Origin of the sequence: Mycolicibacterium arenosum (assembly GCF_024320865.1) — a bacterium.
GTDB classification, from domain to species: domain Bacteria; phylum Actinomycetota; class Actinomycetes; order Mycobacteriales; family Mycobacteriaceae; genus Mycobacterium; species Mycobacterium arenosum.
This window is the reverse complement of record NZ_JANDBD010000007.1, coordinates 48,380-75,162: the sequence shown is the minus strand read 5'-3', so window position 1 is coordinate 75,162 and position 26,783 is coordinate 48,380. Positions and strand designations below refer to the sequence as shown.

At 68.5% G+C, this 26,783-nt stretch carries 22 protein-coding genes; 9 read left to right on the top strand and 13 right to left on the bottom strand.

All coding sequences use genetic code 11. The features are described 5' to 3' along the window. Positions 1-48 precede the first annotated feature (48 nt). Together NM203_RS17555 and NM203_RS17550 are read right to left on the bottom strand one after the other, a co-directional pair. Positions 49-1,722 (bottom strand): alpha-amylase family protein, encoded by a 1,674-nt coding sequence (locus NM203_RS17555; protein ID WP_255061328.1) that lies wholly within the window; start codon positions 1,720-1,722, stop codon positions 49-51. Next, positions 1,719-2,693, bottom strand: a complete 975-nt coding sequence (locus tag NM203_RS17550; RefSeq protein ID WP_255061327.1) for a TIGR03885 family FMN-dependent LLM class oxidoreductase — start codon at positions 2,691-2,693, stop codon at positions 1,719-1,721. Before NM203_RS17550 ends, NM203_RS17555 begins: the two co-directional genes overlap by 4 nt. 138 nt (positions 2,694-2,831) lie before the next feature. Here NM203_RS17550 and NM203_RS17545 point away from each other — a divergent pair, with 138 nt between their 5' ends. Together NM203_RS17545 and NM203_RS33530 are read left to right on the top strand one after the other, a co-directional pair. Beyond that, positions 2,832-5,156 (top strand): esterase-like activity of phytase family protein, encoded by a 2,325-nt coding sequence (locus NM203_RS17545; RefSeq protein ID WP_255061326.1) that lies wholly within the window; start codon positions 2,832-2,834, stop codon positions 5,154-5,156. Positions 5,157-5,228: 72 nt separating this feature from the next. After that, entirely contained in the window at positions 5,229-7,046 is a 1,818-nt protein-coding gene (locus NM203_RS33530) for a serine/threonine-protein kinase (RefSeq protein WP_303624810.1), read from the top strand. 60 nt (positions 7,047-7,106) lie between these two features. Here the strand turns inward: NM203_RS33530 and NM203_RS17535 are convergent, their stop codons facing one another. Both NM203_RS17535 and NM203_RS17530 read right to left on the bottom strand, forming a co-directional pair. Then, positions 7,107-7,841, bottom strand: a complete 735-nt coding sequence (locus NM203_RS17535; RefSeq protein ID WP_255061325.1) for an SDR family NAD(P)-dependent oxidoreductase — start codon at positions 7,839-7,841, stop codon at positions 7,107-7,109. Continuing rightward, positions 7,838-8,851, bottom strand: a complete 1,014-nt coding sequence (locus NM203_RS17530; protein ID WP_255061324.1) for an alpha/beta fold hydrolase — start codon at positions 8,849-8,851, stop codon at positions 7,838-7,840. Before NM203_RS17530 ends, NM203_RS17535 begins: the two co-directional genes overlap by 4 nt. A 75-nt stretch (positions 8,852-8,926) precedes the next feature. Here NM203_RS17530 and NM203_RS17525 point away from each other — a divergent pair, with 75 nt between their 5' ends. The 5 genes from NM203_RS17525 (at position 8,927) to NM203_RS17505 (ending at position 14,841) form a co-directional block, all read left to right on the top strand. Continuing rightward, complete coding sequence (locus tag NM203_RS17525) at positions 8,927-9,850, top strand: LysR family transcriptional regulator (RefSeq protein WP_255061323.1); 924 nt, start codon at positions 8,927-8,929, stop codon at positions 9,848-9,850. Positions 9,851-10,028: 178 nt separating this feature from the next. Beyond that, positions 10,029-11,138 carry a glycosyltransferase gene (locus NM203_RS17520; protein ID WP_255061322.1) on the top strand — a complete coding sequence of 370 codons (1,110 nt, stop codon included), beginning with the start codon at positions 10,029-10,031 and terminating at the stop codon, positions 11,136-11,138. Further along, complete coding sequence (locus NM203_RS17515; RefSeq protein ID WP_255061321.1) at positions 11,135-12,157, top strand: glycosyltransferase; 1,023 nt, start codon at positions 11,135-11,137, stop codon at positions 12,155-12,157. Before NM203_RS17520 ends, NM203_RS17515 begins: the two co-directional genes overlap by 4 nt. Then, positions 12,154-13,638, top strand: a complete 1,485-nt coding sequence (locus NM203_RS17510) for a glycoside hydrolase family 130 protein (RefSeq protein ID WP_255061320.1) — start codon at positions 12,154-12,156, stop codon at positions 13,636-13,638. Before NM203_RS17515 ends, NM203_RS17510 begins: the two co-directional genes overlap by 4 nt. Positions 13,639-13,758: 120 nt before the next feature. Next, positions 13,759-14,841: a fatty acid desaturase family protein gene (locus tag NM203_RS17505; protein WP_255061319.1), complete on the top strand. Its 1,083-nt coding sequence runs from the start codon at positions 13,759-13,761 to the stop codon at positions 14,839-14,841. Positions 14,842-14,847: 6 nt separating this feature from the next. Here the strand turns inward: NM203_RS17505 and NM203_RS17500 are convergent, their stop codons facing one another. From NM203_RS17500 to NM203_RS17485, 4 genes are all read right to left on the bottom strand, one after another. Then, on the bottom strand, positions 14,848-16,068 hold the full coding sequence (locus tag NM203_RS17500) for an acyl-CoA dehydrogenase family protein (protein ID WP_255061318.1): 1,221 nt from the start codon (positions 16,066-16,068) through the stop codon (positions 14,848-14,850). A gap of 81 nt (positions 16,069-16,149) precedes the next feature. After that, positions 16,150-17,049, bottom strand: a complete 900-nt coding sequence (locus NM203_RS17495) for a MetQ/NlpA family ABC transporter substrate-binding protein (RefSeq protein WP_255061317.1) — start codon at positions 17,047-17,049, stop codon at positions 16,150-16,152. A 10-nt stretch (positions 17,050-17,059) separates the two neighbouring features. Continuing rightward, positions 17,060-17,800 (bottom strand): methionine ABC transporter permease, encoded by a 741-nt coding sequence (locus NM203_RS17490; protein ID WP_255061316.1) that lies wholly within the window; start codon positions 17,798-17,800, stop codon positions 17,060-17,062. Next, a complete protein-coding gene (locus NM203_RS17485; RefSeq protein WP_255061315.1) occupies positions 17,797-18,807 on the bottom strand; it encodes a methionine ABC transporter ATP-binding protein in 1,011 nt (336 codons plus the stop codon). The genes NM203_RS17490 and NM203_RS17485 overlap by 4 nt, the downstream gene beginning before the upstream one ends. 129 nt (positions 18,808-18,936) lie before the next feature. On the opposite strand from NM203_RS17485, the gene NM203_RS17480 reads away from it, so the two are divergent. Both NM203_RS17480 and NM203_RS17475 read left to right on the top strand, forming a co-directional pair. Beyond that, positions 18,937-19,857 (top strand): MetQ/NlpA family ABC transporter substrate-binding protein, encoded by a 921-nt coding sequence (locus NM203_RS17480; RefSeq protein WP_255061709.1) that lies wholly within the window; start codon positions 18,937-18,939, stop codon positions 19,855-19,857. Continuing rightward, the gene (locus tag NM203_RS17475) at positions 19,854-21,206 is read left to right on the top strand and encodes an LLM class flavin-dependent oxidoreductase (RefSeq protein ID WP_255061313.1); all 1,353 of its coding nucleotides are present in this window, start codon (positions 19,854-19,856) and stop codon (positions 21,204-21,206) included. The genes NM203_RS17480 and NM203_RS17475 overlap by 4 nt, the downstream gene beginning before the upstream one ends. Here the strand turns inward: NM203_RS17475 and arr are convergent. The 5 genes from arr to NM203_RS17450 all read right to left on the bottom strand — a co-directional run bounded on the left by arr (position 21,203) and on the right by NM203_RS17450 (position 26,772). After that, the gene (arr, locus tag NM203_RS17470) at positions 21,203-21,628 is read right to left on the bottom strand and encodes an NAD(+)--rifampin ADP-ribosyltransferase (RefSeq protein WP_255061312.1); all 426 of its coding nucleotides are present in this window, start codon (positions 21,626-21,628) and stop codon (positions 21,203-21,205) included. The genes NM203_RS17475 and arr overlap by 4 nt on opposite strands. Before the next feature lie 166 nt (positions 21,629-21,794). Beyond that, positions 21,795-22,877 (bottom strand): HNH endonuclease, encoded by a 1,083-nt coding sequence (locus NM203_RS17465; protein ID WP_255061311.1) that lies wholly within the window; start codon positions 22,875-22,877, stop codon positions 21,795-21,797. 91 nt (positions 22,878-22,968) lie between these two features. Further along, entirely contained in the window at positions 22,969-24,153 is a 1,185-nt protein-coding gene (locus NM203_RS17460) for an SfnB family sulfur acquisition oxidoreductase (protein ID WP_255061310.1), read from the bottom strand. Beyond that, positions 24,150-25,319 (bottom strand): LLM class flavin-dependent oxidoreductase, encoded by a 1,170-nt coding sequence (locus NM203_RS17455; RefSeq protein WP_255061309.1) that lies wholly within the window; start codon positions 25,317-25,319, stop codon positions 24,150-24,152. The genes NM203_RS17460 and NM203_RS17455 overlap by 4 nt, the downstream gene beginning before the upstream one ends. Before the next feature lies 1 nt (position 25,320). After that, positions 25,321-26,772, bottom strand: coding sequence for an LLM class flavin-dependent oxidoreductase (locus NM203_RS17450; RefSeq protein WP_255061308.1), 1,452 nt, complete (start codon positions 26,770-26,772; stop codon positions 25,321-25,323). Positions 26,773-26,783: the final 11 nt, after the last annotated feature.

Here is a 26,783-nt window from a genome sequence, read left to right as displayed (position 1 = left end):
CGCTCAGCGACGCATCTCACTGCGGGTCAGAGGGGGTCGCGGGGGACGTCAGATCGGCTCGTCGCCGGGTCGGATCAGGCGTAGCCACCGGTAGCCGTAGGCGTCCAGCTCCAACTCGGCGAGGCCCTTGTCCAGCGGGTATTCGGCGAGGCCGTCGAGCAGATCGACGAGGATCGAGCCCGGCGGGGCGTCCTCGAGCTCGATCGACACCAGGCACCCGTCGGCGCCGAAGTTGTGCAGCGCGACCAGCTGCCACCCCGACTCCTCGCGCAGTACGTGCGCCAGCACGGCCCGGTTCGGTTGCTTCAGGATCGTGGCCGTCGACCAGCCGATCTCGGGTTGCTGACGGTAGGTGTAGATCAGGTCGCGGATGAACCACCAGAACGAGCCGTGGTCGTGGCGCTGATCGGCGGCGTTCACGCGCTCCGGTCCGAACAGCCCGTCGGTCACGGGCCGGACGACGCGCCGCTTCGCCGCGGTCGAGAAGCCGCCGTTCGCGCCGCCCGTCCACTGCATCGGTGAGCGGACGGCCAGCCGACCGGGGATCTCGAGGTTCTCGGCCATGCCGATCTCCTCGCCGTAGAACAGCACCGGCGTGCCGGGCAAAGAGAACGCCAGCGAGTACACCATCCGCATGCGGCGCTCGTCGCCGCCGACCATGGCGGGCAGCCGCCGACGCAGCCCGCGGTCGTAGAGCTGCATGTCGGGGTCGGGTCCGAGCGCGTCGAAAACCTCCTGCCGCTCAACGTCACTCAGCTTGTCGAGGGTCAGCTCGTCGTGGTTGCGCACGAAGTTGGCCCACTGGCTGGTCACGTCCAGGCCGGGGCGCTGACGCAGTGCCTTGGCCAGCGGCCGCGCATCGCCGCGCGCGAGCGACAGATAGATGCTCTGCATGCCGATGAAGTCGAACTGCATGTTCAGGCCGTCGCCGTCGGCTCCACCGAAGAACTGCTTCTGGTCCTTGTAGGGGACGTTCACCTCGCCGAGCAGAACCGCGTCGCCGACGCGGCGGGTGACGAAGTTGCGGACGTCGCCGAGGTATTCGAACGGATCGAACGCACCCGGATCGCCGGGCGCGCCGTCCTTCGCGAACAGGAACGGCACCGCGTCGACCCGGAACCCGGACACGCCGAGGGCCAGCCAGAAGCCCAGCGTTCGCGAGATCTCCTCCTGCACTTCGGGATTGGCGATGTTCAGGTCGGGCTGATGCTTGTAGAAGTGGTGCAGGTACCACTCGTTCGTCTTCGGATCGAGCTCCCACAGGCTGTCCTCCTGATCGGGGAACACCACGTCCTTGGACGTGTCCGGGGGCTCGGTGTCGGTCCACACGTAGTAGTCGCGGTAGGGATCGTCCTTACTTCGTCGGGCCGACTTGAACCACGGGTGCGCGTCGGAGGTGTGGTTCATGACGAAGTCGATGATCACCCGGATCCCCATCGACTTGGCCGTGCGCACCAGCTCGACGAAGTCGCCGAGGGTGCCCAGCCGCGGGTCGACGCCGAAGAAGTCGGTGATGTCGTAGCCGTCGTCCCTGCGGGCGGTCGGATAGAACGGCATGAGCCACAGACACGTCACGCCGAGATCGGACAGGTAGTCCAGGCGTTCGGTCATACCGCGGATGTCGCCGGTGCCGTCGCCGTTCCAGTCGTAGAACGTCTCGATGTCGGCGCAGTAGAAGACGGCGTTCTTCCACCACAGGTCGCCGGTCTCGATCCTCCTCATGCGTGCACCGCCGTCGGCGCGAGCTGCGGCAGGACGTGAGCGCCGAAGGCGTCGATGAAGTCGGCCTGGTGCTGGCCGACGAAGTGCAGGTACAGCTCGTCCCAGCCCTGCTCCACGTACTCCGCCAACCACGCCGCGTGCTGACCGAGGTCGGCGGAGATCCGCACCGACTTCGCCACCTGCTCGGACGTCACCGTCTCGCCGATGACGTCGAACGCCTCGACCGTCTCCAGGTCCCAGGACACCGGGGGAGCGAACACGTTGTTGCGCCACTGGTCGTGGGCGATGGCGGTCGCCTCGTCCTCGGTGGGCGCCCAGCTGAGATGGATCTGCAACCGCGCCGGACCGCGACCGCCCGCGTCGCGGTACGCGTCGAGGACCTTCTGCAGCACGTCCGCCGGCTGGTTGACGGTGATCAGACCATCGGCCCACGCGGCGTGCCGCGCGGCGGTCTCCGGCGTGACGGCGGGGCCGACGAGGTCGGGTACCCCGTCGGGCAGCGTCCAGAGTTGCGCCCGGTTGACGTGGACGAGGCCGTCGTGGCTGACCTCCTCACCCCGGAGCAGGCGGCGGATGACGTCGACGCACTCGACGAGGCGCGCGTCGCGGACCTCCTTGCGCGGCCACGCCTCGCCGGTGACGCGTTCGTTGGACGCCTCGCCGGAACCGAGCGCCGCCCAGAACCGGCCGGGGAACATCTCCGCGAGCGTCGCGATCGCCTGGGCGATGATCGCCGGGTGGTACCGCTGTCCCGGCGCGTTGACGACGCCGAACGGCAGGTTGGTCGTGGCGAGCGCCGCGCCGAGGAACGACCAGGCGAAGCCCGATTCGTTGTGCCGCACGCTCCACGGACTCAAGTGGTCCGACGACATCCCCGCGGTGAACCCCGCGCGTTCGGCGTGCTGGACGTCGCGCAGCAACCGTCCGGGGCTGATCTGCTCGTGTGAGCAGTGGAATCCGATGACCGTCATGTCGGGCGCATACCCGTTTTCCCGCGACTGCTGACGCCGGCGTCAGCACTCACCTCTCTCGTCTGCCCGCCGGTCACCGAGCGTTCACCTCCGCACGGAATGCTCGTGCCGCTCACAGCCGACAACCGAAGAGGTGACATGACGGCGAACCTGCGTCGCGCAGCCGTACTGACGACGATCGCGGCCCTGGCCCTGACGGCCTGCGGCACCGAGACCGCGGAACCGGACGGCACTGCCGACACCCCGCGCGCGACCTCGCCGATCGACTTCAACATCCCCGCAGGCGAGCGCTACCACCGGACGGCGACCTTCCCGGTGTATCTGAACCGGCCCAACGCCGCGCCCGCCGACGAGGAGACCGTCGCCGAGATCTCCACCGTCACCCCCGACGGCAACACGCTGATCTACACCGACGCGGCCGCCAAGCGCATCGGCTTCCTCGACATCCGCGATCCCGCGAAACCCCTTGCCAACGGGACACTCCCGCTCACCGAACTCGGCGACGCCGACGACCAGCCCACCTCCGTGGCCGCCGTCGGCGACGTCGTGCTCGTCGTCGTCGACACGACCGGTGGTGACTTCCCCAAACCGTCCGGCCGCCTCGACGTCGTCAACGTCAGGGACCGCACCCGCGTCCAAAGCATCGACCTCGGCGGCCAGCCGGATTCGATCGCGATCAGTAGGGACGGCGGGTTCGCCGCGATCGCCATGGAGAACCAGCGCGACGAGGAGTTCACCCCGCCCGGCAAGGAGGAGGGCGACCTGCCGCAGCCCCCAACGGGATTCGTGCAACTCCTCGACCTCGAGGGGGCGCCGAACACCTGGAAGCCTCGCAGGGTCGATTTCGACGTCGAGGCCGCTCGGGCCGCGGGCCTCGACACCCCTGAGGATCTCGAGCCCGAGTACGTCAGCATCAACTCGCGGGGTCAGGTCGCGGTCACGCTGCAGGAGAACAACGGCGTCGCGATCATCGACGGCCGCAGCGGCGCCGTCGAGAAGATCTTCAGCGCGGGCAGCGTCGCCGTTTCCGGGATCGACGTCGCAGAGGACGGCGCTATCGACCAGACCGGGTCGATCCCCGAGACGCCCCGCGAGCCGGACGCGATCGGCTGGGTCGACGACGACCACCTCGCCACCGCCAACGAGGGGGACTGGAAGGGCGGCACCCGCGGCTGGACGATCTTCGACACCAACGGGCAGGTGGTGTGGGACGCCGGCAACAGCGTCGAGCAACTCGCGGTGCGCACCGGTCTGCACATCGAGAGCCGCGCCGAGTCCAAGGGTCCCGAGCCGGAAGGCCTGGCGATCACGACGATCGGTGGGAAGCCCACCGCGCTGATCGCCTCCGAGCGCTCCAACTTCGTGGCGGTCTACGACGTCAGCGATCCCGCCGCTCCCGTGTTCCGGCAGATCCTGCCGACCACGCCGGGACCCGAGGGCGTGCTGCCGATCCCGGCGCGCAACCTGCTGGTGATCTCCTCGGAGGCCGACGACGCCGAGGCCCGCGTCCGCGCGTCGGTCAGCGTCTACGGCTACGGCGAACCCTTTGCGGCACAGGGCGGTATGCCGCCGTTCCCGTCGATCGTCTCCGGCGATGTGGACGGCGCGCCGATCTCGTGGGGTGCGCTGGGCGCGCTGTCGGCCGACCCCGGCGACGAGAACCGGTTGTTCACCGCCACCGACAACGCCTACGGGCCGGCGCGCATCCTCGGCATTGACCTGACGAAGACGCCGGCGCTGATCGACACCGCCCTGCCGATCACCGAGGACGGCAAGCCCGTGACCCTGGACGTCGAGGGCGTCTCGGCGCGGCCAGGAGCAGGCTGGGTGCTGGCCGTCGAAGGTGAGGAGGGGCCGGGCAACGAGTTGGTGTTCGTCGCCGCCGACGGCGCCATCGAGAACCGCGTGACCCTGCCGGATGACGTCGCAGCGGGGCTCGGCGGTCAGGGCCTGGAGGGCGTCGCGGTCGACGGCGACAACGTCTGGGTGGCGCTGCAGCGTGAGGTCAAGACCGACCGCACGGGAGTGGTGCGGCTCGGCAAGTTCACGCCCGCCGATGACAAGTGGGAGTGGTTCGGCTACCAACTCGAGAAGACCGACGTCGACGGTGACTGGGTGGGACTGTCGGAGATCCAGGTGCACGACGGGTCGCTGCTGGTGCTGGAGCGCGACAAGCTCAACGGACCCGACGCGAAGGTGAAGGCCATCTACCGGGTGCAGATCCCCGCCGGCGGCGAGGCGTTCGAGCCGGACAACACGCCGGTGGTGCTGCCGAAGACGTTGGCCCGCAACCTGCTTCCCGACCTGCAGGCCACCCGCGGGTTCGTGCAGGAGAAGGTGGAGGGCTTCGCGATCGCCGGCAACGGCAGGCTCTACGTCGTGACGGACAACGACGGGGTCGAGGACGCCAACGGCGAGACGGTGTTCCTGGACCTCGGACCGGCGGGCGACGCGTTGGGGTAGGCATCACCCCGACGGCGTCACCGCGGACGGGAAGTTGGCGCCCCCGCCCCGTCCGCTGAGTACGATCCGCGTATGCCGTTGGCTGATGGCACGACGTTCGCCGGCTACACCATCGTGCGGAGGCTCGGAGCAGGGGGGATGGGCGAGGTCTACCTCGGCCAGCATCCCCGCCTGCCCCGGCGCGACGCCATCAAGGTGCTCCGATCCGACGTCTCGGCCGACCCCGGCTACCAGGAGCGGTTCAACCGCGAGGCTGACCTCGCGGCCAAGCTGTGGCACCCGCACATCGTCGGCATCCACGATCGCGGCAAGGACGACGACCGGCTGTGGATCTCCATGGACTTCGTCGACGGCACCGACCTGAGCCAGCTCGTCCGCGAGCGGTATCCCCACGGCATGCCGCCGCAGCACGCCGTCGAGATCGTGAAGGCCATCGCGTCGGCTCTCGACTACGCCCACGGCAGGGGACTGCTGCATCGCGACGTGAAACCGGCGAACATCCTGATCGCCGATATCGACCACTCGGACCGGCGAATCCTGCTGGCGGACTTCGGCGTTGCCCGCGACATGGGCAACGCCGACACGAACCTGACCGGGACGAACATGACCGTCGGCACCGCGGCCTACGCGGCGCCGGAGCAGCTCATGGGACGCCGCGTCGACGCCCGCGCCGACCAGTACGCCCTCGCCGCAACGGCGTATTACCTGCTGACCGGTTCGCAGCCGTTCGTCGACAGCAATCCCGCTGTCGTGATCGGCAAGCACCTCACCGCGCCACCGCCGGCCGTGTCCCGCATCCGGCCCGAGCTCGCCCTCCTCGACGGGGTGATCGCGCGGGGCATGGCCAAGGATCCCGCGGCGCGCTTCCACAGCTGCATGGATTTCGCGCGCGCCCTGGAGCGGCCGCAGCCGATGCGACCCGAACCCGTTGCACCACAGCAGTTCACCGCTCCCGCAACCGCGCTGGCGCCGTCCAGTCCGCCACCGCCGCAGGCTGCGCCCCGCCGGTCGACGGGCCGCATCGTGGGTGTCGCGGTCGGGGCGACGGCGCTCGTCGTCGCGGTGGCACTGGCGGCCTTCTTCCTGCTGCGGCCGGGCGACGAGCCCACGGCGCCGTTCACGCTCGTCGGCACCGTGCACCTGGCGAGCGGCGCCACCACCACCGACGGACTTCCGCGCGGCTACGAGTGCGGCGGCGCAGGCGAATTCGGCGACGTCGGACCGAGGACCGCGATCACCGTCGAGAACGAGGCGGGCACGTTACTCGGCAAGGGCGCGATCACCGAGTCGACGAGTCGGCGCGACGGATGCGAACTGGCCTTCGAGGTGACCGACGTCCCGACGGGCGCGCGCTTCTACCGGGTCCAGGTCGGACGGCACGGCGAGTCGAGTTTCACCGAAGCGGAGGCGAAATCCGGCGTCGCCGTCGAACTCGGCGCCGCGCAGTCGGACGGCCCGACGTCGACCACCCGCACCACCACTACGACGCGGCCGCAGGATCCCGAGCAGGCCGCCCTCGCCCGACTGCAGGACCTCGCCGACGGCGACCGCTCCGACGTCGCCAACGTCCTCGCCGACCGGTGGATACCGCAGATCAGTTCGAAGCGCGTGGGCCTGGTCGCGGAGGGGCGGACGTGGACCAATCAGGCGATCCTCGACGAGCACGACCGACTGCGAGCGATGTATCCCGACGTCAAGCTGCTGTGGTCGGGCGACTGGTCGACGTTCGACGGCCGCGACTTCTGGGTCACCGTCGTCGGCCTGCCGTTCGGCGATCCGAACGACGCGCTCGGCTGGTGCTCCGCGCAGGGCTTCGACCGCGACCACTGCGTCGCCAAACTCGTCAGCACGACGCATCCGATCGCGGGAAGCACGATGTTCAATCCCTGAGCGTCGCCAGCAGACGCAAAGTGCCCTGATCTGCAGGATTTCAGGGCAGTTTGCGTCTGCTCACGCGGCCGTCGCCCCACCGTCGACCGTCACGATGGACCCGTGCATGTTCCCGGCTGCGGCCAGGAACGCCACGGTCGCGGCGACCTCCTCGACGGTGCTCATTCGGTGCGACGGCACTCTGGCCAACACCGGCGCGATCGCATCAGCGAACTCGGCGTTGCGCTCCGTCGCGATCGGACCCGGCGCGACCGCGTTGACGCGCACGCCGCGCGGTCCGAACTCCGCCGCCCAGGCCTTGGTCAGCAGGTGGATGCTCGCCTTGGTCGCGCCGTAGAGCGCCGACCCCTCGGCGCCGATGATGCCGCTGATGGAGCCGACGTTGACGATCGCTCCCTCGCCCCGCTCCGCCATCCCCGGCGCCAGCAACCCCGTCAGCAAGAAGGGCGTCGCGACGTTGACGGCGAACGCCGCTGAGATCTCGGCGGCGGTGACGTCGGAGGTCGGGGCAGGCTGAACCAGGGTGGCGACGTTGTTCACCAGGATGTCTATCCGGCCGACGGAGGCCGCCAGTTCGCTGATCGCCGTGTCCCCCTCCGAGAAGTCGACGGGGATGAAAACGGCTCTACCGTAACCCGATTCGATCCGGCGCACGACCTCCGCGCCGCGGGCCCGGTCGCGGCCGGTGACGACGACGTCCGCGCCGGCGTCGGCCAGCGCGATCGCGATCCCGGCGCCGAGGCCCGACGTCGATCCGGTGACCAGCGCGCGGCGGCCCGCAAGTGCCGCGGTCATCGGCTCACGTCTACGATCGCCTGCGCGAACTGCTCGGGCGCCTCCTGCGGCACGTTGTGCCCGATGCCGTCGAGAACGCGGTGCTCGTAGCGACCGGTGTACAGCGCCCGGTACCCGGCGCCGTCCTTGGCGGCCCCGTCGAAGTCGCTCGCGATGGTGATCGTCGGTACCGCGATCGGCGGGCGCGTCTCCAGGCGGGCTTCGTCAGCGTCGTAGCGCGGGTCACCGGGGGCGAGGCTCAACCGCCACCGGTAGTTGTGGATCACGATGGCGACGTGATCCGGGTTGTCGAACGCGGCGGCCGACAGATCGTAGGCGACGTCGGTGAACGTCCACTTCGGCGACGCCAACTGCCATATCTGCTTGTTGAAGTCGTGCGTGTTGTCGCGGTAGCCGAGTTCGCCTCGGGGAGTGGCGAAGTAGTACTGGTACCACCAGCCGTACTCGGCTTTCGGCGCCAGCGGCTCGAGATTCGTCTTCAGGTTGACGACGATGTAGCCGCTGACGGCGACGAGCCCCTGAACCCGCTGCGGCCACAGTGCGGCGACGACGTTGGCGGTGCGCCCGCCCCAGTCGTAACCGCCGAGGATCGCGCTGGGGATGCGCAGCGCATCCATGAACGCGATCACGTCATGGGCGAGCGCGGCCTGCTGGCCATTGCGAAACGTGTTGTCCGACAGGAATCTGGTGCTACCGAAGCCGCGAAGATGCGGCACCAGGACGCGGTAGCCCTGCTCGGCGAGGCGCGCTGACACGTCGGCGTAGCTGTGGATGTCGTACGGCCAACCGTGCAGCAGGATGACCGGTCGGCCGTCGGCGGGTCCCGCCTCGACGTAGCCGATGCTGAGCTCTCCGGCGTCGATCTGCTTGACCGGCCCCAGCTCGTGCGTCGGGGCGGCGGGCGGGCCGGCGGCGACGGTATCGGGTGCCGACGCGCACGCGGCCAGGGTCGCCGCACCCGCGGTCAGCGTGGCCAGCCGTCCGAAGTCACGTCTGTTCATACCCCCCATCTCACCGCTGCTACATCATCGTGTCCAACGATTGATATTGATACAAGGCATCTATGTGATAGATAGAGTGTGCCGGTGGAATTGCGCCAGATCGAGCACTTCATCGCCGTGGCGACGGAGCTGAGCTTCACGCGTGCGGCCGACCGCGCGCACGTCGTCCAGTCGGCGCTGTCGACCTCGGTCGCGAAGCTGGAACGCGAGCTCGACGTTCAACTGTTCGACCGCACGCGGCAGCGGATCAGGCTGACGTCGGCAGGGGAGACGTTCCTCGGGCGTGCCCACGACGTCGTGCGCGCCACCAGGGCGGCGGCCGAGTCCGTGGCCGAGTATCGCGATACGCTGCTGGGCACCGTCGAGTTCGGCTCGCTGATCTCCTACGGCCCGGTCGACGTCCCGCGCGCGCTCGGTGACTTCCATCGCAGCCACCCGAACGTGCGAATCACGTTGCGGCTCAGTCAGTCCGGTGCATCGTCATACCTGGGCGCACTCATCGAGGGCTCGCTTGACCTGGCGCTGGTATCGGTGCCGGACCGGATGCCGCCGCAGCTCGACATGCGGCTGCTGTTCGAGGAGCCGATGGTGTTCGTCTGCCGCGACGACCATCCGCTGGCCACGCGACGACGCGTCCATCTCACCGACACCGCCGCCGACGACGTCATCGGATTCCCGCCGGAATTCGGGCTGCGCCGCCTGATGGACGGGGCCCTGCAGAACGCCGGCGTCGCACCACGCACGCACTACGAGGTGCCAGGCGGATTCCCGGCGATCGCCGGGCTGGTTGCGAACGGTCTCGGGACGGCGTTCATGCCGCGCTCCGAGGCGGCGCGGTGCCCTGACCTGCGGGCCATCGCGCTCGCGACACCCGTGGTGTGGCAGGTCTACCTGGCCTCGCCACCGGCAGAGCGCATGAGACCGGCCGCCTCGCGCCTGGCCGACGCCATCCGCGCGGCGGCCAGCCGCGAGGTCGCCTCGCCCGGCGCCGAACCGGAAGGGGTGTAGACTAAGGCCAGCTGGCACTCCCAGCAGGTCCGGATTCGCATCAGTTTCTGCGCTGAGCCTCCGAGTCTTCCTTACGCCGGTAGCGCCGGTGGTAATCACCCAGTCGGGATACCTCTTGAATGCACCACCGTTAGTCAATCATTTGAACGCACCCTTTGGGGTGCAACACTTTTCGTATGTGCCGAAGTTCGGCATCCTCAGCACATACGCGCCGACGCCGTGCGGTTTGGCGACGTTCAGCGCCGCTCTCGTCGAGGCGATGCTTCGCAAGGGCGGCAGCGCGACCGTCGTGCGCATCGCCGACGCCGAGGTCTCGAGCGACGTTCACGTCGCGGCGGAACTGGTCAGCGGGTCACCGGATTCGATCGCCGCGGCGGTCGACGAGTTGAACCGCGCCGACGTCGCGCTCATTCAGCACGAGTACGGCGTCTACGGCGGCACTGACGGTGACGAGATCCTCCAGATCATGGCGGGCCTGCGCGTGCCGTCGATCGTCGTCGCGCACACCGTGCTGAAAGATCCGACACCGCATCAACGTTCGGTACTGGAGAGCGTGCTCTCGCTGGCCGACAAGGTCGTGGTCATGTCGAAGGAGGCGCGCCATCGCCTGACCGTCGGCTACGCCGTCGATTCGACCAAGATCGCCACCATCCCGCACGGTGCCATCGTCACGGGTGCCGACACCGCGCCGTCGCCGGGTCGCCCGACCATCCTCACCTGGGGGCTGCTGGGGCCCGGTAAGGGCATCGAGCGTGTCATCGACGCGATGGTGTCGTTGCGCAACCTGCCGAACGCCCCGCGCTATCTGGTCGCCGGCCGCACCCACCCCAAGGTCCTCGTCGCACAGGGCGAGAAGTACCGGGAAGAGCGCTTCGCGCAAGCGAAGAGCCTAGGCGTCTCCGACTCGGTGTCGTTCGACGACGCGTACCGCACCCCCGCGGAACTCGGCGCGCTCATCCAGACGGCCGCCGTCGTCGTTCTGCCCTACGACTCCCGTGACCAGGCCACCTCCGGCGTGCTGGTCGACTCCCTGGCTACCGGCCGCCCCGTCGTGGCCACGGACTTCCCCCACGCGCGGGAACTGCTCGGCCGCGACGCCATCGTCGACCACGACGACCCCGACGCGCTGGTGCACGCGCTGTCGCGAGTCCTCACCGACCGGCAGGCGGCGGGATCGATGAGCTCGCGGGCACGCGAACTGGCACCGTCGATGGCCTGGCCGGTCGTCGCCGACGCCTACGTCCGATTAGCCCAGGGGCTGGTCGTCAATGAGCGGTCCTTCACATGAGCGACATTGCGCCCCAACCGATCTTCATGCATCTGCTGAGCATGACGGACCACCGCGCCACCTTCGAGCACGCCGACATGGCCGAACCCCGTCGCGAGCACGGTTACTGCACCGATGACATGGCGCGTGTCCTCGTGGTCACCACTCGGCAACCGGACTCGTCGGGCCAGGTGAACGGCCTCGCGGGTAAGGCGCTGCAGTTCCTGAACGACGCGCAATCGTACAGCGGCGCGTGTCGCAACCGCCTGGACCGCGCCGGGAACTGGACCGATCAGCCCACCACCGGGGACCACTGGGGCCGATGCCTCCTGGGCCTCGGCACCGCAGCGGCGCACAGCGACGTGTCCATGGTGCGTCGGCTCGCCACCATCCAGTTCGAACGAGCGGCCAAGGCCCGATCGACGTCGCTGCGCGCGATGGCGTTCGCCGCCGTCGGCGCCGCCGAGCTCGTCACCGTCGAACCCGGCAACTCCGCAGCACTGCGCCTGCTCACCGACTACGCCGTGACGGTTGGTCTCGGCGCACTCGATCCCGAATGGCCCTGGCCCGAAGCGCGTCTGACGTACGGCAACGCGATCATCGCCGAGGCGATGATCGCGGCGGGCGTGGCGCTGGAGAGCACGGCGCTGCACCACCGCGGTCTCGATCTGCTGGAGTGGCTGCTCGGCGTCGAAACCCATGACGACCACCTGTCGCCCTCGTCCGTGGATGGACGCGGCCCCGGCGACACGGAGCCGGCGTTCGACCAGCAACCGATCGAGGTGGCAGCGCTCGCCGACGCGTGCGCACGAGCCGCCGCGTCCGATCCCCGGCAGATCTGGCCCGACGGTGTCCGATCAGCCGTCGCGTGGTTCCAGGGCGACAACGACAGCGGGCAGGTCATGTGGGATCCGCTCACCGGCGCCGGGTTCGACGGGTTGCACTCCGACGGGGTCAACCTCAACCGCGGCGCGGAGTCGACACTCGCGGTGATCTCGACGCTGCAACACGCGCAGCGCCTCTCGCCCGTACCGCTGTGACGTTGACTCGCATCGAACTGGCCACCCGCGGGGACCAGCGGCTTCTCGCCGATCCGTCGCGCGTCATCACCCGGCTGTTCGTACCGGGTCAGGAGGGCTTCGAGACGCAGGAGTCCCGCGCGGGCGTCGTCGTGAAACGCATCCTCGCCCTCAGCGAGGACGAGGTCCGAGCGGCGCTCGACGACGTCATCGCCCGGTTCGACGGACGGCACCGCGACCTCAACGGCACGTTCGTTCGGCACGCCCGCGAACTCGCCGACCGGCTGAACCCGAATCAACGCCTGTCAGATGCACGAATGTCGTTGCTGGGGGCCACGTTCACCAGTGAGTACGCCATCGAGGCCGCGGCGCTGTGCAATCCGAGTGTCGTGGCGCACCCCGATCAGACGGATGTCGCCGACGGCGGCCTGCGCTTCGTGATGAGCGTGCGCGGCATCGGTGAAGGTCACCGCTCCTCGATCGGATTCCGTACCGGTGTCGTCGACGCGTCGGGTGCCGTCACCATCGACGAACCGACGCCGTTCAACTCCACCGGGCGCGTCGAACCGGCACTGCTCGAGGCATCGGCGATGCGCGCCGAACTCGAAAGACAAGGTCACGCAGGCGAAGCTGCGAACTATGTCTTCAGTGGTATCGGCGACCTGTTCACCAGATCGGACCTCGACGAGCGACTGGACAGTCTGCTCGCCAATCGCCGTACCCGCGGGCACGCCGAGGATACGGTCGCGCTGATGCGGCGAATCGCATCGCGGTTCTACGCCGTCGAGTTCCCCGGTTACGTGCCGCTCTCCGAGAGAGTGCTGTGGCCCGCCACGGAGGCCGAGGACGCCGGCATGGAAGACGCGCGGTTCGTCCGCTTCGTCGACGACGACGGCTCGGTCACGTATCTCGCCACCTACACCGCCTACAGCGGGTCGCAGATCAGTCAGCAACTGCTGAAGACCAACGATTTCCAGATGTTCACGTCCAGTCCGCTCGTCGGCCGCGCCGCGGCCAACAAGGGGCTGGCCCTGTTCCCGCGACGGATCGGCGGACGCTACGCCGCCATGTCGCGATCGGACCGCGAGACCAATTCCGTCGCGTTCGCGGAAGACCTGTCGGTGTGGCCGACCGCGTCCCGGTGCCAGCAGCCGACCGAGACCTGGGAAGTCCTGCAGCTCGGAAACTGCGGTGCACCAATCGAAACCGACGCCGGCTGGCTGGTGCTCACGCACGGCGTCGGACCGATGCGCACGTACAGCATCGGCGCCATCCTGCTCGACCTCGACGACCCGACCGTCGTCCGGGGCCGACTCCGGCGGCCGCTGCTCAGCCCGACCCCCGACGAGCAGAACGGCTACGTGCCCAACGTCGTGTACTCCTGTGGCGGGCTCGTCCACGCCGACACGCTGGTGATCCCGTACGGGATCGCCGACAGCGCGATCGGAATCGCCACCGTGCCGCTACCCGACCTGCTGGCTGAGCTGGCCGAACAACGCTAGTGAGCGCAGCCGCGTAGGCTGGTACTACACGCGTCGAGCACTCCGGCCGCGGCATTCACACTTCAGTTCCTGGGTCAAGATCAATGCCCATTTCGCTGATCGATCGACCGAGGACTTTGCATGGCCATCACCGATATCGCTGCGTACACCCACCTGAAACCCGCGGACATCGAACGTCTGGGACGCGACATCGACGCGATCCGCCGCGACGTCGAGGACTCGCTCGGCGAGGCGGACAACACCTACATCCGCCGCACGATCAGGTTTCAGCGACTGCTGGACCTGGCGTCACGATTGGTGATCGGCGCGTCCACCACCAGGTTCGGCTGGATCGCCGGGACGCTGGGACTCGCGTACGCCAAGAGCGTCGAGAACATGGAGATCGGGCACAACGTCTCGCACGGTCAATGGGACTGGATGAACGATCCCGAGATCCACTCCGCCACCTGGGAGTGGGACATGGTCGCCGTCTCGTCGCAGTGGATGGCGTCGCACAACTACCGCCACCACGTGTATACCAACGTGATCGGCGAGGACGAAGACCTCGGTTTCGGTGTGATGCGGGTGACCAGTGATCAGCCGTGGAAGCCGATCTATCTGCTTCAGCCACTGCAGAACCTGCTGCTGGCCCTCCTGTTCGAGTGGGGCATCGCGCTGCACGAAGTGGACCTGAGGAAGAACCGATCGGTTCAGGGCAAGCTCCTGCTGAAGAAGATCGGCCGACAGACGCTCAAGGACTACGTCGTCTTCCCGGCGCTCAGCCGCGGCCGGTGGCGCCGCACCCTGGCCGCCAACGTGGTCGCCAATCTGTTGCGCAACCTCTGGACCTACGTCGTCATCTTCTGCGGCCACCTTCCGGACGCCACTCAGAAGTTCGACCCGGACGTGCTGAAAGGCGAAACCAAGGCCGAGTGGTACCTGCGCCAGATGCTCGGCACCGCCAACTTCAAAGCCGGTCGTCTGATGGCGTTTTCGAGCGGCAACCTGTGCTACCAGATCGAGCACCACCTGTTCCCGGATCTGCCGAGCAACCGGCTCGCGGAGATCGCCGTCAGGGTGCGCGCACTCTGCGAGGAGTACCGGCTGCCCTACCTCACCGGCTCGCTCGCCGGGCAGTATCTCTCGGCGTTGCGCGTCGTGCACCGGCTGGCGCTGCCGAACCCCACGCCGCAGCGCTCCGCGCGTCTGAAAGTCGCCGCGTAGTTTGCGCTAGGAGGGTGAGGTCTCGGATCGCTCCGTGCGACCGATGCCCCACGCGTACGGCGGGGGAGTGCCGTTGACCTGAAACGCGCCGAGCACCTTCGCCTTGAAGATGCGCGGGTTGTGCGACGCCACCGTGCGCGCGTTGCGCCAGTGCCGATCGAGTCCCTTGGGGGTCGACGTACCCGATGCGCCGAGCGTGTCGAAGAGGTTCGACGCCGCGTCGATCGCCAGCTGCGACGCCGTCACCTGCGCGGCCGACGACTCCAACTCCACCCGTTCGGACGCCTGCGCCAAGCCCTCGGTGTCGTACGGATCGACGGTCGCCGCGGCATCGGCGGCCTCGGCCACCTTCAGGGCCAGCGCCTCGGTGGTGTACGCCGCAGCCCAGATCTCACCGACACGGGCCAGCACCTGCGGGTCGTCGCGCACGCGAGAGGCGTTGGCGTGACTGAAGTTCCGCTCGCGACCCTGCACCTCGCGGGTCACGTCCGCGAGCACCGCCCTGGTGATACCGGCCAGTGACGCCAGGTGGTTCAGCTGGTACAGCGCCGTCTGGTACGGGTGCCGCCGATGAAACGGGACGAGGTCGTCGACGGCGGCGTTCTCGAACTCCGCGGTGCCCGTACCCGTGCCGCGCTGCCCGAAGCCGTCCCAGTCGTCGTGCACGGTGACGCCGGGCCGACGCGTGTCGACCAATGCGATGACCGGGTCCTCGTCGACCCGAGCGTAGACGTCGGCCCACTCCGCGAAGATCGTGCCCGTCGTGTAGTACTTGCGGCCGTTGACGACCAGCTTGCCGTCGACGGTGGTCACCTCGGTCTGGACGCGGTCGATGCTCGTCGAGCCCGTCTCGGTCCACGCGTTGCCCGCGATCTCGCCTGCGACGAATCGCTCGAACCAGCGCTGTACGTTCTCCCCTCGACGATGCCGGAACAGCACGTCCTCGGCGAAGACGAAGTGTCCGCGCAGTGCCTGCGCCAGGTTGGCGTCCGCGGCGGCCACGTCGATCCAGAGTGCCGTGACGTCGACCCAGTCCAGCCCCCAGCCGCCGAACTCGACCGGCACCCGCAGCGTCCCGAAGCCGGCGCGCTTGAGTGCGTCGACCGCGTCGACGGGCAGCACGCGGTCCAGGTCGCGCTCCCGCGTGCCCTCGGCGATCTCGGCCAAGACGGGGGCGAAGTGAGCACGTGCGCGCTGGAGTGGGTTCTCGACGAGGGTCTCGGTCATGATGCTGGATTCAACCGCGGGATCGCGGCGGGAGCACGGGTTTGATTCTCACAGAGGAGAATGCGGCTTCTGCTCGCGGTACTAGAGCGGCAGCAGGATGTCCTTCACGCTCGGGTCGGTGGCGAGGTACTGCTGCACCGCCGGATCCTTGAACGTCTCCACCAGCTTCCTGATGTTCTCGGTGTCGGCCCACTTGCTGCCGATCGTCAGCTGGCCGGCGAACTCGTCGGGTGCGGGCGGCGCGAAGATCTGCTGCTGGATCGGCACCTTGGCCGCCAGGTAGTACTCCGTATAGCCCACTGCGGCATCGAGATCCGGCAGCGACCGCGACTGCGCGGCGAAGTCGAGCAGCGTGAACTTCAGGTTCTTCGGGTTGCCGACGATGTCCTTCTGCGTCGCCGTCCACTTGTCCTTGGTGGGGTCCAGCGTGATGAGCCCGGCGCGCTCGAGCAGCCACAGCCCCTGGGCCTCGTTGGCCGGATCCGAGTAGAGCGAGACGTTCGCGCCGTCCGGCAGCTGCGCGGGGTCGGTGTACTTGTCCGACCAGATGCCGAAGCCCCAGCGGAACACCGGCGTCGCCGCTTCCTCGCGGAAGTCCGGGTTGGCCTCGAGCACCTGGCCCAGCCACAGCTTGTGCTGATAGATGGTGCCCGCGACCTCGCCGTCGCTGACCGCGCGGTTGATCGTGTTGCTGTCCGACAGGCCGCGGAACGCCACCGTGATCCCGTGCCTCGGCGCGACCTCTCTGGCGATGTACTCGATGAGCGCCTGCTCCGCCGCGTTGCCCTCGTTGGTCGCCACCACCAGCGTCGCGCCGGTGATCTCGTTGGGCGACTGCGTCTTCCCGAAGAAGATGAACCGCGCCCCGACGATCACGACCACCACCACGGCGAGGCTCAGCGCGATCCACAGCCACTTGGGCCGTCGTTTCAACTCGAAACCGTGATCGTCGGTCTCGTCGGGAGTGGTTGTCGTTGCCATGATTTTTCCCCTATGCGGTGACTGCGCGTCTGCGCAGTGGACGGGCCGCGCCGGAACGAGCCCGGCTGTGCGGCGTGGTGACGCGAACGAGTGCGTCGCCGATGAGCTGCACCGCGGCGACGGTGACGACCAGGATCACGATGGTCGCGAGCATGACGCCCTGATCGAAGCGCTGATAACCGTAAGTGACTGCGACGTAGCCGATTCCACCCGCGCCGATGGTTCCGGCGATCGCGGAGTACTCGATCATCGCGATGACGTTGATGGTGAGGCCGCCGAGGATCGACGGCACCGCCTCGGCGAGTTGCGCGGTGCGGATGATCTGCAGAGGCGAGCCACCCGACGCGCGGGCGACCTGCACCACCGACGGCGGCACCGAGCGCAGCGAGTTCTCGACGATCCTGGTGAAGAACGCGGTGCCCGCCAGCGCCATCGGCACCACCGCCGCCGCGATCCCGATGTTCGTGCCCGTGATGAACCGGGTGAACGGCATGATCGCGGCCATCAGGATGAGGAACGGCAGGCTGCGGCCGATGCTGATGATCCAGCTGAGAACCGTGTGCAGCGTCGGGTTCTCGAACAGGCCGCCGGGCGCGAGGTTGTGCACCAGCGCGCCGAGCGGCACGCCCACCACCACGACGATGGTCATCACGACGCCGACCATGATCAGCGTGTCGAGCAGCGCGGGGAAGAGCAGGCCGGGGAGTTCGTCGAACGGCACCTTGGTGTTCGCGAGCAGGGTCCGGGTCACGCGACGCCCTCCAGCTCTTCCACGGCGGGGGTGGTGGTCGTGGTCGCGAGCCCGTAGCGACTGAGCACCTCGGCCGCGCGTGAGCTGAGACGGTCCGGAATACCCAGCGTTGCAGCGCCTATCGTGACGCCACCGACCTGCTGCACCGACGCGCCGAGGACACTCAGCGGTGAACCGAGGTCCGCCGACGCCCGTGCGATCCAGTCCGGGGGCACGTCCGGGGAGTCGTAGACGACGTGCCACACCTGCTCACCCGCCGAGGCGTTTGCGGCCACCCCCTGCGGTCGCAGCGCCGCACCGAGGTGCGAATCGGGATCGGTCAGCAGATCCACCAGCCGACCGGATTCCACGATGCTTCCGTGGTCGAGGGAGGCCACGGAGTCGGCGATCTTCAGCACGGTGTCCATCTCGTGGGTGATGAAGACGATCGACAGGTCCAGGTCGTCGCGCAGTTCGCGCAGCAGGTCGACCACCGATGAGGTGGTCGTCGGATCGAGCCCGGCCGTCGCCTCGTCCGACAGCAGCACCGACGGCCGCAGCGCCAGGGCGCGCGCGATGCCGACGCGCTGCCGCTGGCCTCCGGAGAGCTGGAACGGGTAGTGGTTGGCGCGCGCGGTCAGGCCGACCCGGTCGAGAAGTTCGGCGACTCGATGGCGTGCCTCCGACGCGGTGACGCCGAGGTACTCCAGTGGCAGCGAGACGTTCTCGGCCGCGGTGCGTCGCTCGAACAGTCCCGCCGACTGGAAGACGGTGCCGATCCGCCGACGCGCGACGCGCAGCTTCTGCGTCGACAGCGTGGTGAGGTCCTCGCCGTTGACGACGACGGAACCCGACGTCGGCAGCGTCAGCAGGTTGACGCACTGCGCGAGCGTGCTCTTCCCCGCCCCGCTGGGGCCGACGACGGCGAGGATCTCGCCGGCCTCGACGCGGAAGTTGATACGGTCGAGCACCACGGTGCGGTCGTCACCGTGGCCGTAGATCTTCGTGAGGTCGGTCAGCTCTATCATCGACTGGGGACCGTCTCAGGTTTCCGTTGTCCCCGAAAACCCTTGCGCTCAGGGTGAATCAATACAGTTGAGTCCACCCTGAGCCAAACCATGGGCGAGGTGAGCCGCGACCGCCACACTCCCATGGACATGAGCATCGACGAGTCGGTATCGACCAGCGACGGGCCAGCGCCCCACGGTTTCACCATCGCCAAGCGGCGGAGGTGGCCGTGGATCGTCGCGGTGGTGGCCGTGATCGTCGCGGTCGCCGGCTACGTCGTGGTGCAGCCCACCGCCGGCACCGCGTCACCGAACGAAACCGCCGGAGCCACAGTGGAGGTGGTGTACCTCGACTCGAATCCGGCCGAGAAGGCGATCATCGAGTACATCGCCAGGGAGATCGCACCCGACTACGACGTGAAGGTCGGCGCCGTCGGGCTCGGCGACAGCACGCAGATCAACCAGGCGGTCAGCGACGGGACCTACGCGGGCACGATCTTCCAGCACCGGCACTGGCTGCAGCAGGTGCTCGACGCGAATCCCGGTTTCAAGGAGGAGGCGGCCACCGGCCCGTTCTTCCACTGGGTGTTCGGCATCTGGTCGGACAAGTACAGGACGCCGCAGGATCTTCCCGACGGCGCGACGGTGTCGCTGCTCGCCGACCCCGCCAACAACGCCCAGGGCATCTGGTACCTCGCGCAGGCCGGGCTCATCACGCTGCGACCCGACGCCGACATCACCGCGCTGACGCAGAAGGACATCATCGCGAACCCCAAGAACCTGAAGTTCACCCTGCTCGACTTCGGTGCCCAGCCCCGCGCGCTGCCCGACCTCGACGCCATCGTCGGCTACGCGGAGTCGTTCCTCGCGGCGGGGGTGTCGGAGGACAAGCTGATCTTCGCGCCGAAGTCACCAGACCAGTTCGCCTCCGTGCTGACCGTCGGCAGTGACTACGTCGACACCGAGAACATCCAGAACCTCATCAAGGCGTTCAAGGACCCCCGCGTGCAGACGTTCATCGCGAACGATCCCGAGGTGAAGAAGCTGGCGCTGCCGGGTGATCCGGCGTGACGGACCGCGAGCTGCACCTGGGTGTCAACGTCCTCTCCGACGGGATGCACCCAGCGGCGTGGCAGTACCCGGGTGCGGATCCGAACTGGTTCACCGATCCGGCGTACTGGATCGACGTGGCCCGAACCGCGGAGCGCGGCACCCTCGACGCCCTGTTCCTGGCCGACAGTCCGTCGCTGTTCCAACCCCCGGACCAACCGCTGGACGCGCCGCCGCTGGCGCTCGATCCGATCGTGCTGCTGTCGACCCTCGCGGCGGCGACCACCCATCTGGGGCTGATCGGCACGGTGTCGACGTCGTTCGAGGAGCCGTACAACGTCGCCCGCCGCTTCGCCTCGCTGGACCACCTCAGCCGCGGCCGGGTGGCGTGGAACGTCGTCACCAGTAGTGATCCGTACGCGTGGAACAACTTCGGGCACGGCGACGGACCGTTGGCGCATCCCGATCGAAGCGCTCGCTACCGTCGCGCCGCCGAGTTCGTCGACGTGGTCCGCGCGCTGTGGGATTCGTGGGACGACGACGCCGTGCTGGCGGACAAGCGCACCGGCGCGTTCAGCAGGGCCGGCTCCATCAACACGATCGACCACCGCGGCGAGTTCTTCACCGTGGACGGGCCGTTGACGCTGCCGCGGTCGCCGCAGGGCCACCCGGTGCTGTTCCAGGCGGGCGGGTCGGCCGGTGGTCTGGATCTCGCGGCCCGGTACGCCGACGGCGTGTTCGCCGCGCAGGCGTCGCTGCCGGACGCACTGCGCAACGCGCAGGAGTTGCGCTCCCGCACCGCGGCGTACGGGCGTCCGCGGGACGCGATCCGGATCATGCCGGGGCTGTCGTTCGTTCTCGGCAGTACCGAGGAGGAGGCGCGACGGCGCAACGACGAGCTGAACGAGCTCGCGGGCGAGCGGCGGCTCGCGCATCTGGCCGGCCAGATCTCCGTCGACCCGGCGGAACTCGAGTGGGACAAGCCGCTGCCGCGGTGGTTGCTCGACGGCGCGGTGACCGACACGGGGTCCCAGGGCGCGCGCGACATCGTCGTGAATCTGGCACGCCGCGAGAACCTCACGGTGCGAGAGCTTCTCGATCGAGTGATCACCTGGCACCGGCTGGTGGTCGGGTCGCCCGAGCGGATCGCCGACGCGATCGAGGACTGGTTCACCGCGGAGGCCGTCGACGGGTTCAACCTGATGCCCGACGTGTTCCCGTCGGGTCTGGAGCTGTTCGTCGATCACGTGGTGCCGATCCTGCGCGACCGCGGCCTGTTCCGCCGCGAGTACACCCACACGACGCTGCGCGGCCACCTCGGTCTGCAACGGGTGCCGGACCGGCGCCTCGCGGCGGCGCGCGCCGGTTAGTCGTAGATCACCGCCTTCCCGGTGCGCCGCAGCTCCGCGAGGCCGGCTTCCATGGCCTGGATCTGTTCTGCGGTGTGTCCCTCCCAGTCGACGAGCTCGCCGACGATGCGGACCGGCTGCCGGGAGCGATACGAGCGGGTCGGGTTGCCCGGCAGTTTCTTGTCGGTGACGTTCGGGTCGTCCTCGAGCTCGCCGAGCGGCTCGACGAGGTAGATGCGGCCGGGACCGTCGCCCGGTGCCATCTCGGCGCCCCAGGCGGCGGCGTCCAAGGTCAGCGTGACGTAGATGTGGTTCATGATGCGGCCCGCCTCGAAGTTCGACTCGCGACCCGGTGTGAGCAGGTCACCCACCTTCAGGTCGGCCTTGGTGCCGTGCAGGTAGGCGCCGGATTCGTGGACTTCGAAGGGCTTCGGTGTGGTCATGGCCGACGATTGTGCTGCAGCTACCGGGTCTTGCGGCAAGCCCCACCGTCTGCTTTAAATTGAGAGTGGGAGGACAGGCGCGACTTGGAAACTGACGACGTTTCAGTCGGGTTTTCGTCGCCAGATTCCGTATCGACGAGCGAATCCTCGGTGGTGCGGGCGTAGCTTACGGCCGCAGCCACGCAGGCGGGAAACTGATGTCGAGTCGCTCGCGCTGCCGAAAACCCGACCACGTCGGAACCCCCGTGGGTTGTCCGCGGTAGATGCCGCGAGCGGCAGCAGCGACACGGTCGCGCTGAGTAGGCCATTGCAGACTCGTGGCGATCTGCTCCAAACTGATTGCTCGGTCATCGTCGAGCGCCCTGTCGATGAGGTTGAGCGCCGGGAGGGCGCCGCTCTTATCACCGTTGCAGCGCGCACACGCCAGCACGAGATTCGCGAGACCGTCGATCCCGACGAGGGACCACGGCAGTACATGATCGATGGGATTGTTCGCAGGCAGATGTGTGCGGCAGTAGAAACAGTGCGGGCCGAATGCGTCCTTGAACGGTTCGCGCACCGCTGCGAACCCTGACCGCGACCTACCGAAGAGGTGACCCGCGACGTCGGGTACGTCCTCGTCGAGGAACTTGTTCATGCGTCGGACGTCGTCGACCCACATGACTTCCAGGGCGGGCTTCAGGAGGCCCGATAGTCTGGCCAGAGCATGTGCAACACCCGGATTGAGCACAACGGCGTCCCCGTGTGACCGCAGCGTCCTACGGCTCACCTGGTCGTGGAGGAACGCGTCGTCGTAGAGAAACGGATCGCTGGTTGGACTTCCGGGCAGCTTCTGCAAACGGTGTAGTGGCTGCTGCGCCAGGCATAGGACGACGTCGTCGATGACCTTGCGGTACGCCTCTGGAGCGCGCAGGCGGGCGGTGTCCAGTGAGCTTGCGCCTCTCGACGCGTGCCGAAGCGTCGTTGCGGCGATGAGAATGCGCGCCCGAGACTGTGTGGACTGCCGAAGCTCCCGTCCGTCGAAAGGGCGAACCTGCCGCCAGTAGAGGTCGAGTACGCGATGGGCGAGCTCGGGAATCGGCACGGCGAGCGAATCATGCTCGCGTGCTGGAAGATTCTCGATGCAGTGCTCGACGAGCGCCATGAGGGTGGCCAGCTTGTAGGTCGCGGTCCGCAGGCCCGTCTCGAGGATCGCGACCAGGCGCTGCCCTAGCAGAAGCGGATCGCCGACCGGTTGCACGGTGTCCATACTGCCGCGAACGTGCGCGTTTGCCCGCGCAACCCCGGCGTGTCGCCCGCAGACACGCACGCTCGCGGAAGGACGCGCGGAAGGAACTCGACTAGATCTGGCCGTGGTGCGGGGGCGGCGTCCCCGACAACGTGTATCGCCCGATGTGCTGAAGCTTCCAGCGCGTTGGGTCGTGCAGGGTGTGCGTGCGGGCGTCGCGCCAGTACCGCGACAGGTTGCCCGACGCGGAAGCGCTTCTGGTGCCGCCCAATTCGAACAACACGTTCGCGGCCTCCAGCGACGCCCGCACCGCCGCCACCTTCGCGACGGCGACCGCCACCGACGCCGCCGCCGTCGACTCGGGGGACAGCGACGCCTCCGCCGCATCGACTGCGCGAGCCGCCTCGGCCAGCAGCGCCTGCGCACCGCGCACCGTCACGGTCAGTTCGCCCGCGATGTTCACCAGCGTCGGATCGTCGACAGCGGCCGACACCTCCGCCTCGAAGTGCGGTCGCGCCTTCCCTGCCACGGCCACCCCGGCGGCCAGCGCACCCGTGGCGATGCCGACGTCGATGGCGCTGTGCCACAACTGCGCTCGCGCGCCGTACGTCGTCGGCCCGGAGAAGATCGGGGTGAACGGCACGACCTGAGAGGCCGGTACCACCACGTCGGACAGCGTCACCGTGCCCGACGCCGTCGTGCGCTGGCCCATGCCGTCCCAGTCGTCGACGACCTCGACGCCCGCCGAGTCACGGGCGATGAACGCCAACGCCTTCGGTGTCTGCGGGGTCGGCTCCTCGGCACCGTCACCCAACGACGCCCGGACCACCAACCAGTCCGCGAACAGCGCGCCGGTCGCGTAGAACTTCCGGCCCGATAGCACGTAGCCGCCCGACCCCTGCTCGATCAACAGAGTCGAGTCGATGTTCACCGCGTGCGGGCCGCGTTCGGTCTGTGCGTTGGCCAGCAGCGCTCCGTCGAGCACCAGCGGGTAGAACCAGGCCTTCTGCTCCGGTGTGCCCTGTAGCCGCAGCGCCTCCAGAAACGTGAAGTGCGACTGGAAGATCTGCGCCAGCGACGGGTCGGCGTGCGCGACGAGCCGGAACACCTCGGCGATCACCGACGCCGGCGCCGCCACCCCGCCGTACTCGACGGGCACCGGAAGCGCCAGCAGACCCGACGCCTTCAGCGCCTTCACCTGGTCGTACGGCAGGACCCGGTCCGCGTCGCGCACCGACGCCTCCGCCTCGAAATCGGTGGACAGCCGCGCCGCGACCTGGAGGGCGTCCAGGCTCACCGCCGGGCGCCGACGAACGGAATCGACGCCGGGGCAGCTGAATTCGCCTCACCCTTGAACAGTCCGCGTTCGCGCAGGATCGGCACGACGCCCTCGCCGAACCAGTACAGCTCCTCCAGATGCGGATAGCCGGAGAAGATGAACTCGTCGATGCCGACCTCGACGTACTCGGCGATGCGGTCGGCCACATCGGCGTGGCTGCCAACCAGTGCCGTGCCCGCCCCGCCGCGCACCAGGCCGACGCCGGCCCACAGGTTCGGCGCGATCTCCAGCGACCGCGCGTCGTTCCAGGTGCCGTTGGCGCGGTGCTCCTCGTGCAGTGCGAGCATGCGACGCTGTCCCTCGGATTCGCTGCGGTGCAGGCCCTTCTGCGCGTTGGCGACGGTCTCCTCGTCCAGCGCGGAGATGAACTTGTCGGCCTGGGCCCACGCCTCGTCGGCCGTGTCGCGGGAGATCGTGTGCAGGCGAATGCCGAAGCGGACGTCGCGGCCCTCCTGCTCGGCGAGACCGCGAATCCAGTCGACCTTCTTGCGCACGGCGTCCGGCGGCTCACCCCACGTCAGGTACACGTCGGCGTGTCGAGCCGCAACCGGGCCGGCTGCGCCGGAACTGCCCCCGAAGTACAGCGGCGGAATCGGGTTGGGCGGCAACGCCAGCGCGGCCTCCTCGACGTTGACGTGGTTGCCCTGCAGCGTCACCGTCTCGCCGGCGAACAGTCCGCGTACGACCTCGAGGAACTCGTCGCAGCGGGCGTACCTGTCGTCCTTGCTGAGGTGATCGCCGAACGAGCGCTGCTCGTGCGCCTCGCCGCCGACCACGACGTTCAGCAGGATCCGGCCCGGTGCGTGCCGGGCGAACGTCGCCGCCATCTGCGCCGACAGCGTGGGGCTGACCAGGCCGGGCCGGAACGCGACGAGGAACGCCAGCGACGTCGTCTCCCGCGCCAGGAACGCGGCGGTGACGAACGCGTCCTCGCACCACGCGCCCGTAGGGATCAGCGCGCCCGTGAAGCCGAACGACTCCGCGCCGCGCACGATCGACGCGAGGTAGTCGATCGACGCGTCGCGATCGCTGTGCGCCGAGCCGGCGGGCAGCCCGTGGCCGCCGCCGACGATGAACCGGCTGTCGCCGTAGGTGGGCAGGAACCAGTGCAGTGCAATCGACACGTCAGCGTCCTCTCGTCGGTTGTGCGGACAGCGATGCCGACGAGGACGGCAGCGTCGAGGGCCGGTCGATGATCGTCGACAGTGGCCCTCCCACACGGTACTTGGCGCCGCGGTGCTCGTCGGGCAGCCGGTCGCCGTTGGCGAGCAGCTTGTTGCGCAGCGTTCCCGGCGTGTACTCGGGCTGATAGGCCCCGCGTGCGGTCAGTTCGGGGATGACGTGATCGACGATGTCGGCGAACGATCCCGGTGTGACCGCGTAGGCGAAGTTAAATCCGTCGACGTCGGTCTCCTCGACCCACTCCTGCAGCGAATCCGCCACGCTCGCACCGGATCCCACGAAGCGCGGGCCCAGGCCGCCGATCTTGCCCCACTCGGCGATGTCCTTGATCTGCCACTCGCCGCCGTCGGGGTCGGCCGACTGGAACGCCGCGACCGCTGACAGGATCGCATTGGAGTCGACATTGCCGACCGGCTCGTCGAACCCGTAGCGCGCCAGGTCGACGCCCATCCAGCCGGACATGAACGTCAACGCGCCCTCCGGATCACCGTAGGACAGGTACTCGGCGTGCTTGGCGTGCGCCTCCTCGTCGGTGGCCGCGGTGACGACGGTCGACAGGTTGAAGATCTTCACCCCGTACGGGTCGCGGCCGGCGATCTCGAGTTCGCGCCGGATGGTCGTGACGGTCTCGGCGAGGATCGCCTTCGTCGGCGCGGCGGTGAAGATCGCCTCGGCGTTCTCCGCGGCGAAGCGAACCCCGCGGGGGGACGAGCCGGCCTGGTAGATGACGGGGGTGCGCTGCGGCGACGGCTCGGACAGGTGCACGCCCGGAACGCTGAAATGCGTTCCCTCGTGGCCGATGTGGTGAACCTTGTCCGGATCGGTGAAGACTCCGCGGTCCTTGTCGCGGATGACGGCGTCGTCCTCCCATGAGCCTTCCCACAGCTTGTAGAGGACTTCGAGGTACTCGTCGGCATGGTCGTAGCGGGCGTCGTGGGCGGGCTGGTCGGTCTGGCCCATGTTGCGGGCGGCGGCGGGCAGGTAGCCGGTGACGACGTTCCAGCCGATGCGGCCCTTGGTGAGGTGGTCGAGCGTCGAGAGCCGGCGGGCGAACGGGTAGGGGTGCTCGAAGCCGGTGCCGGTGGTGATGCCGAAGCCGAGGTGCTCGGTGACGAGGGCCATCGCCGAGACGAGAAGGAGCGGGTCGTTGACGGGGATCTGCGCGGCCTGGCGGATCGCGGCCTCGTCACTGGCGCCGTAGACGTCGTAGGTGCCGAGGACGTCGGCGATGAACAGGCCGTCGAAGCGGCCGCGCTCCAGCAGCTTGGCCAGTTCGGTCCAGTACTCGAGGTCCTTGTAGCGCGCCGACTGATCCTCGGGGTGCTTCCACAGGCCGGGGGACTGATGGGCGACGCAGTTCATGTCGAAGGCGTTGAAGCGAATCACACGGGTCACCCCGAAATGCT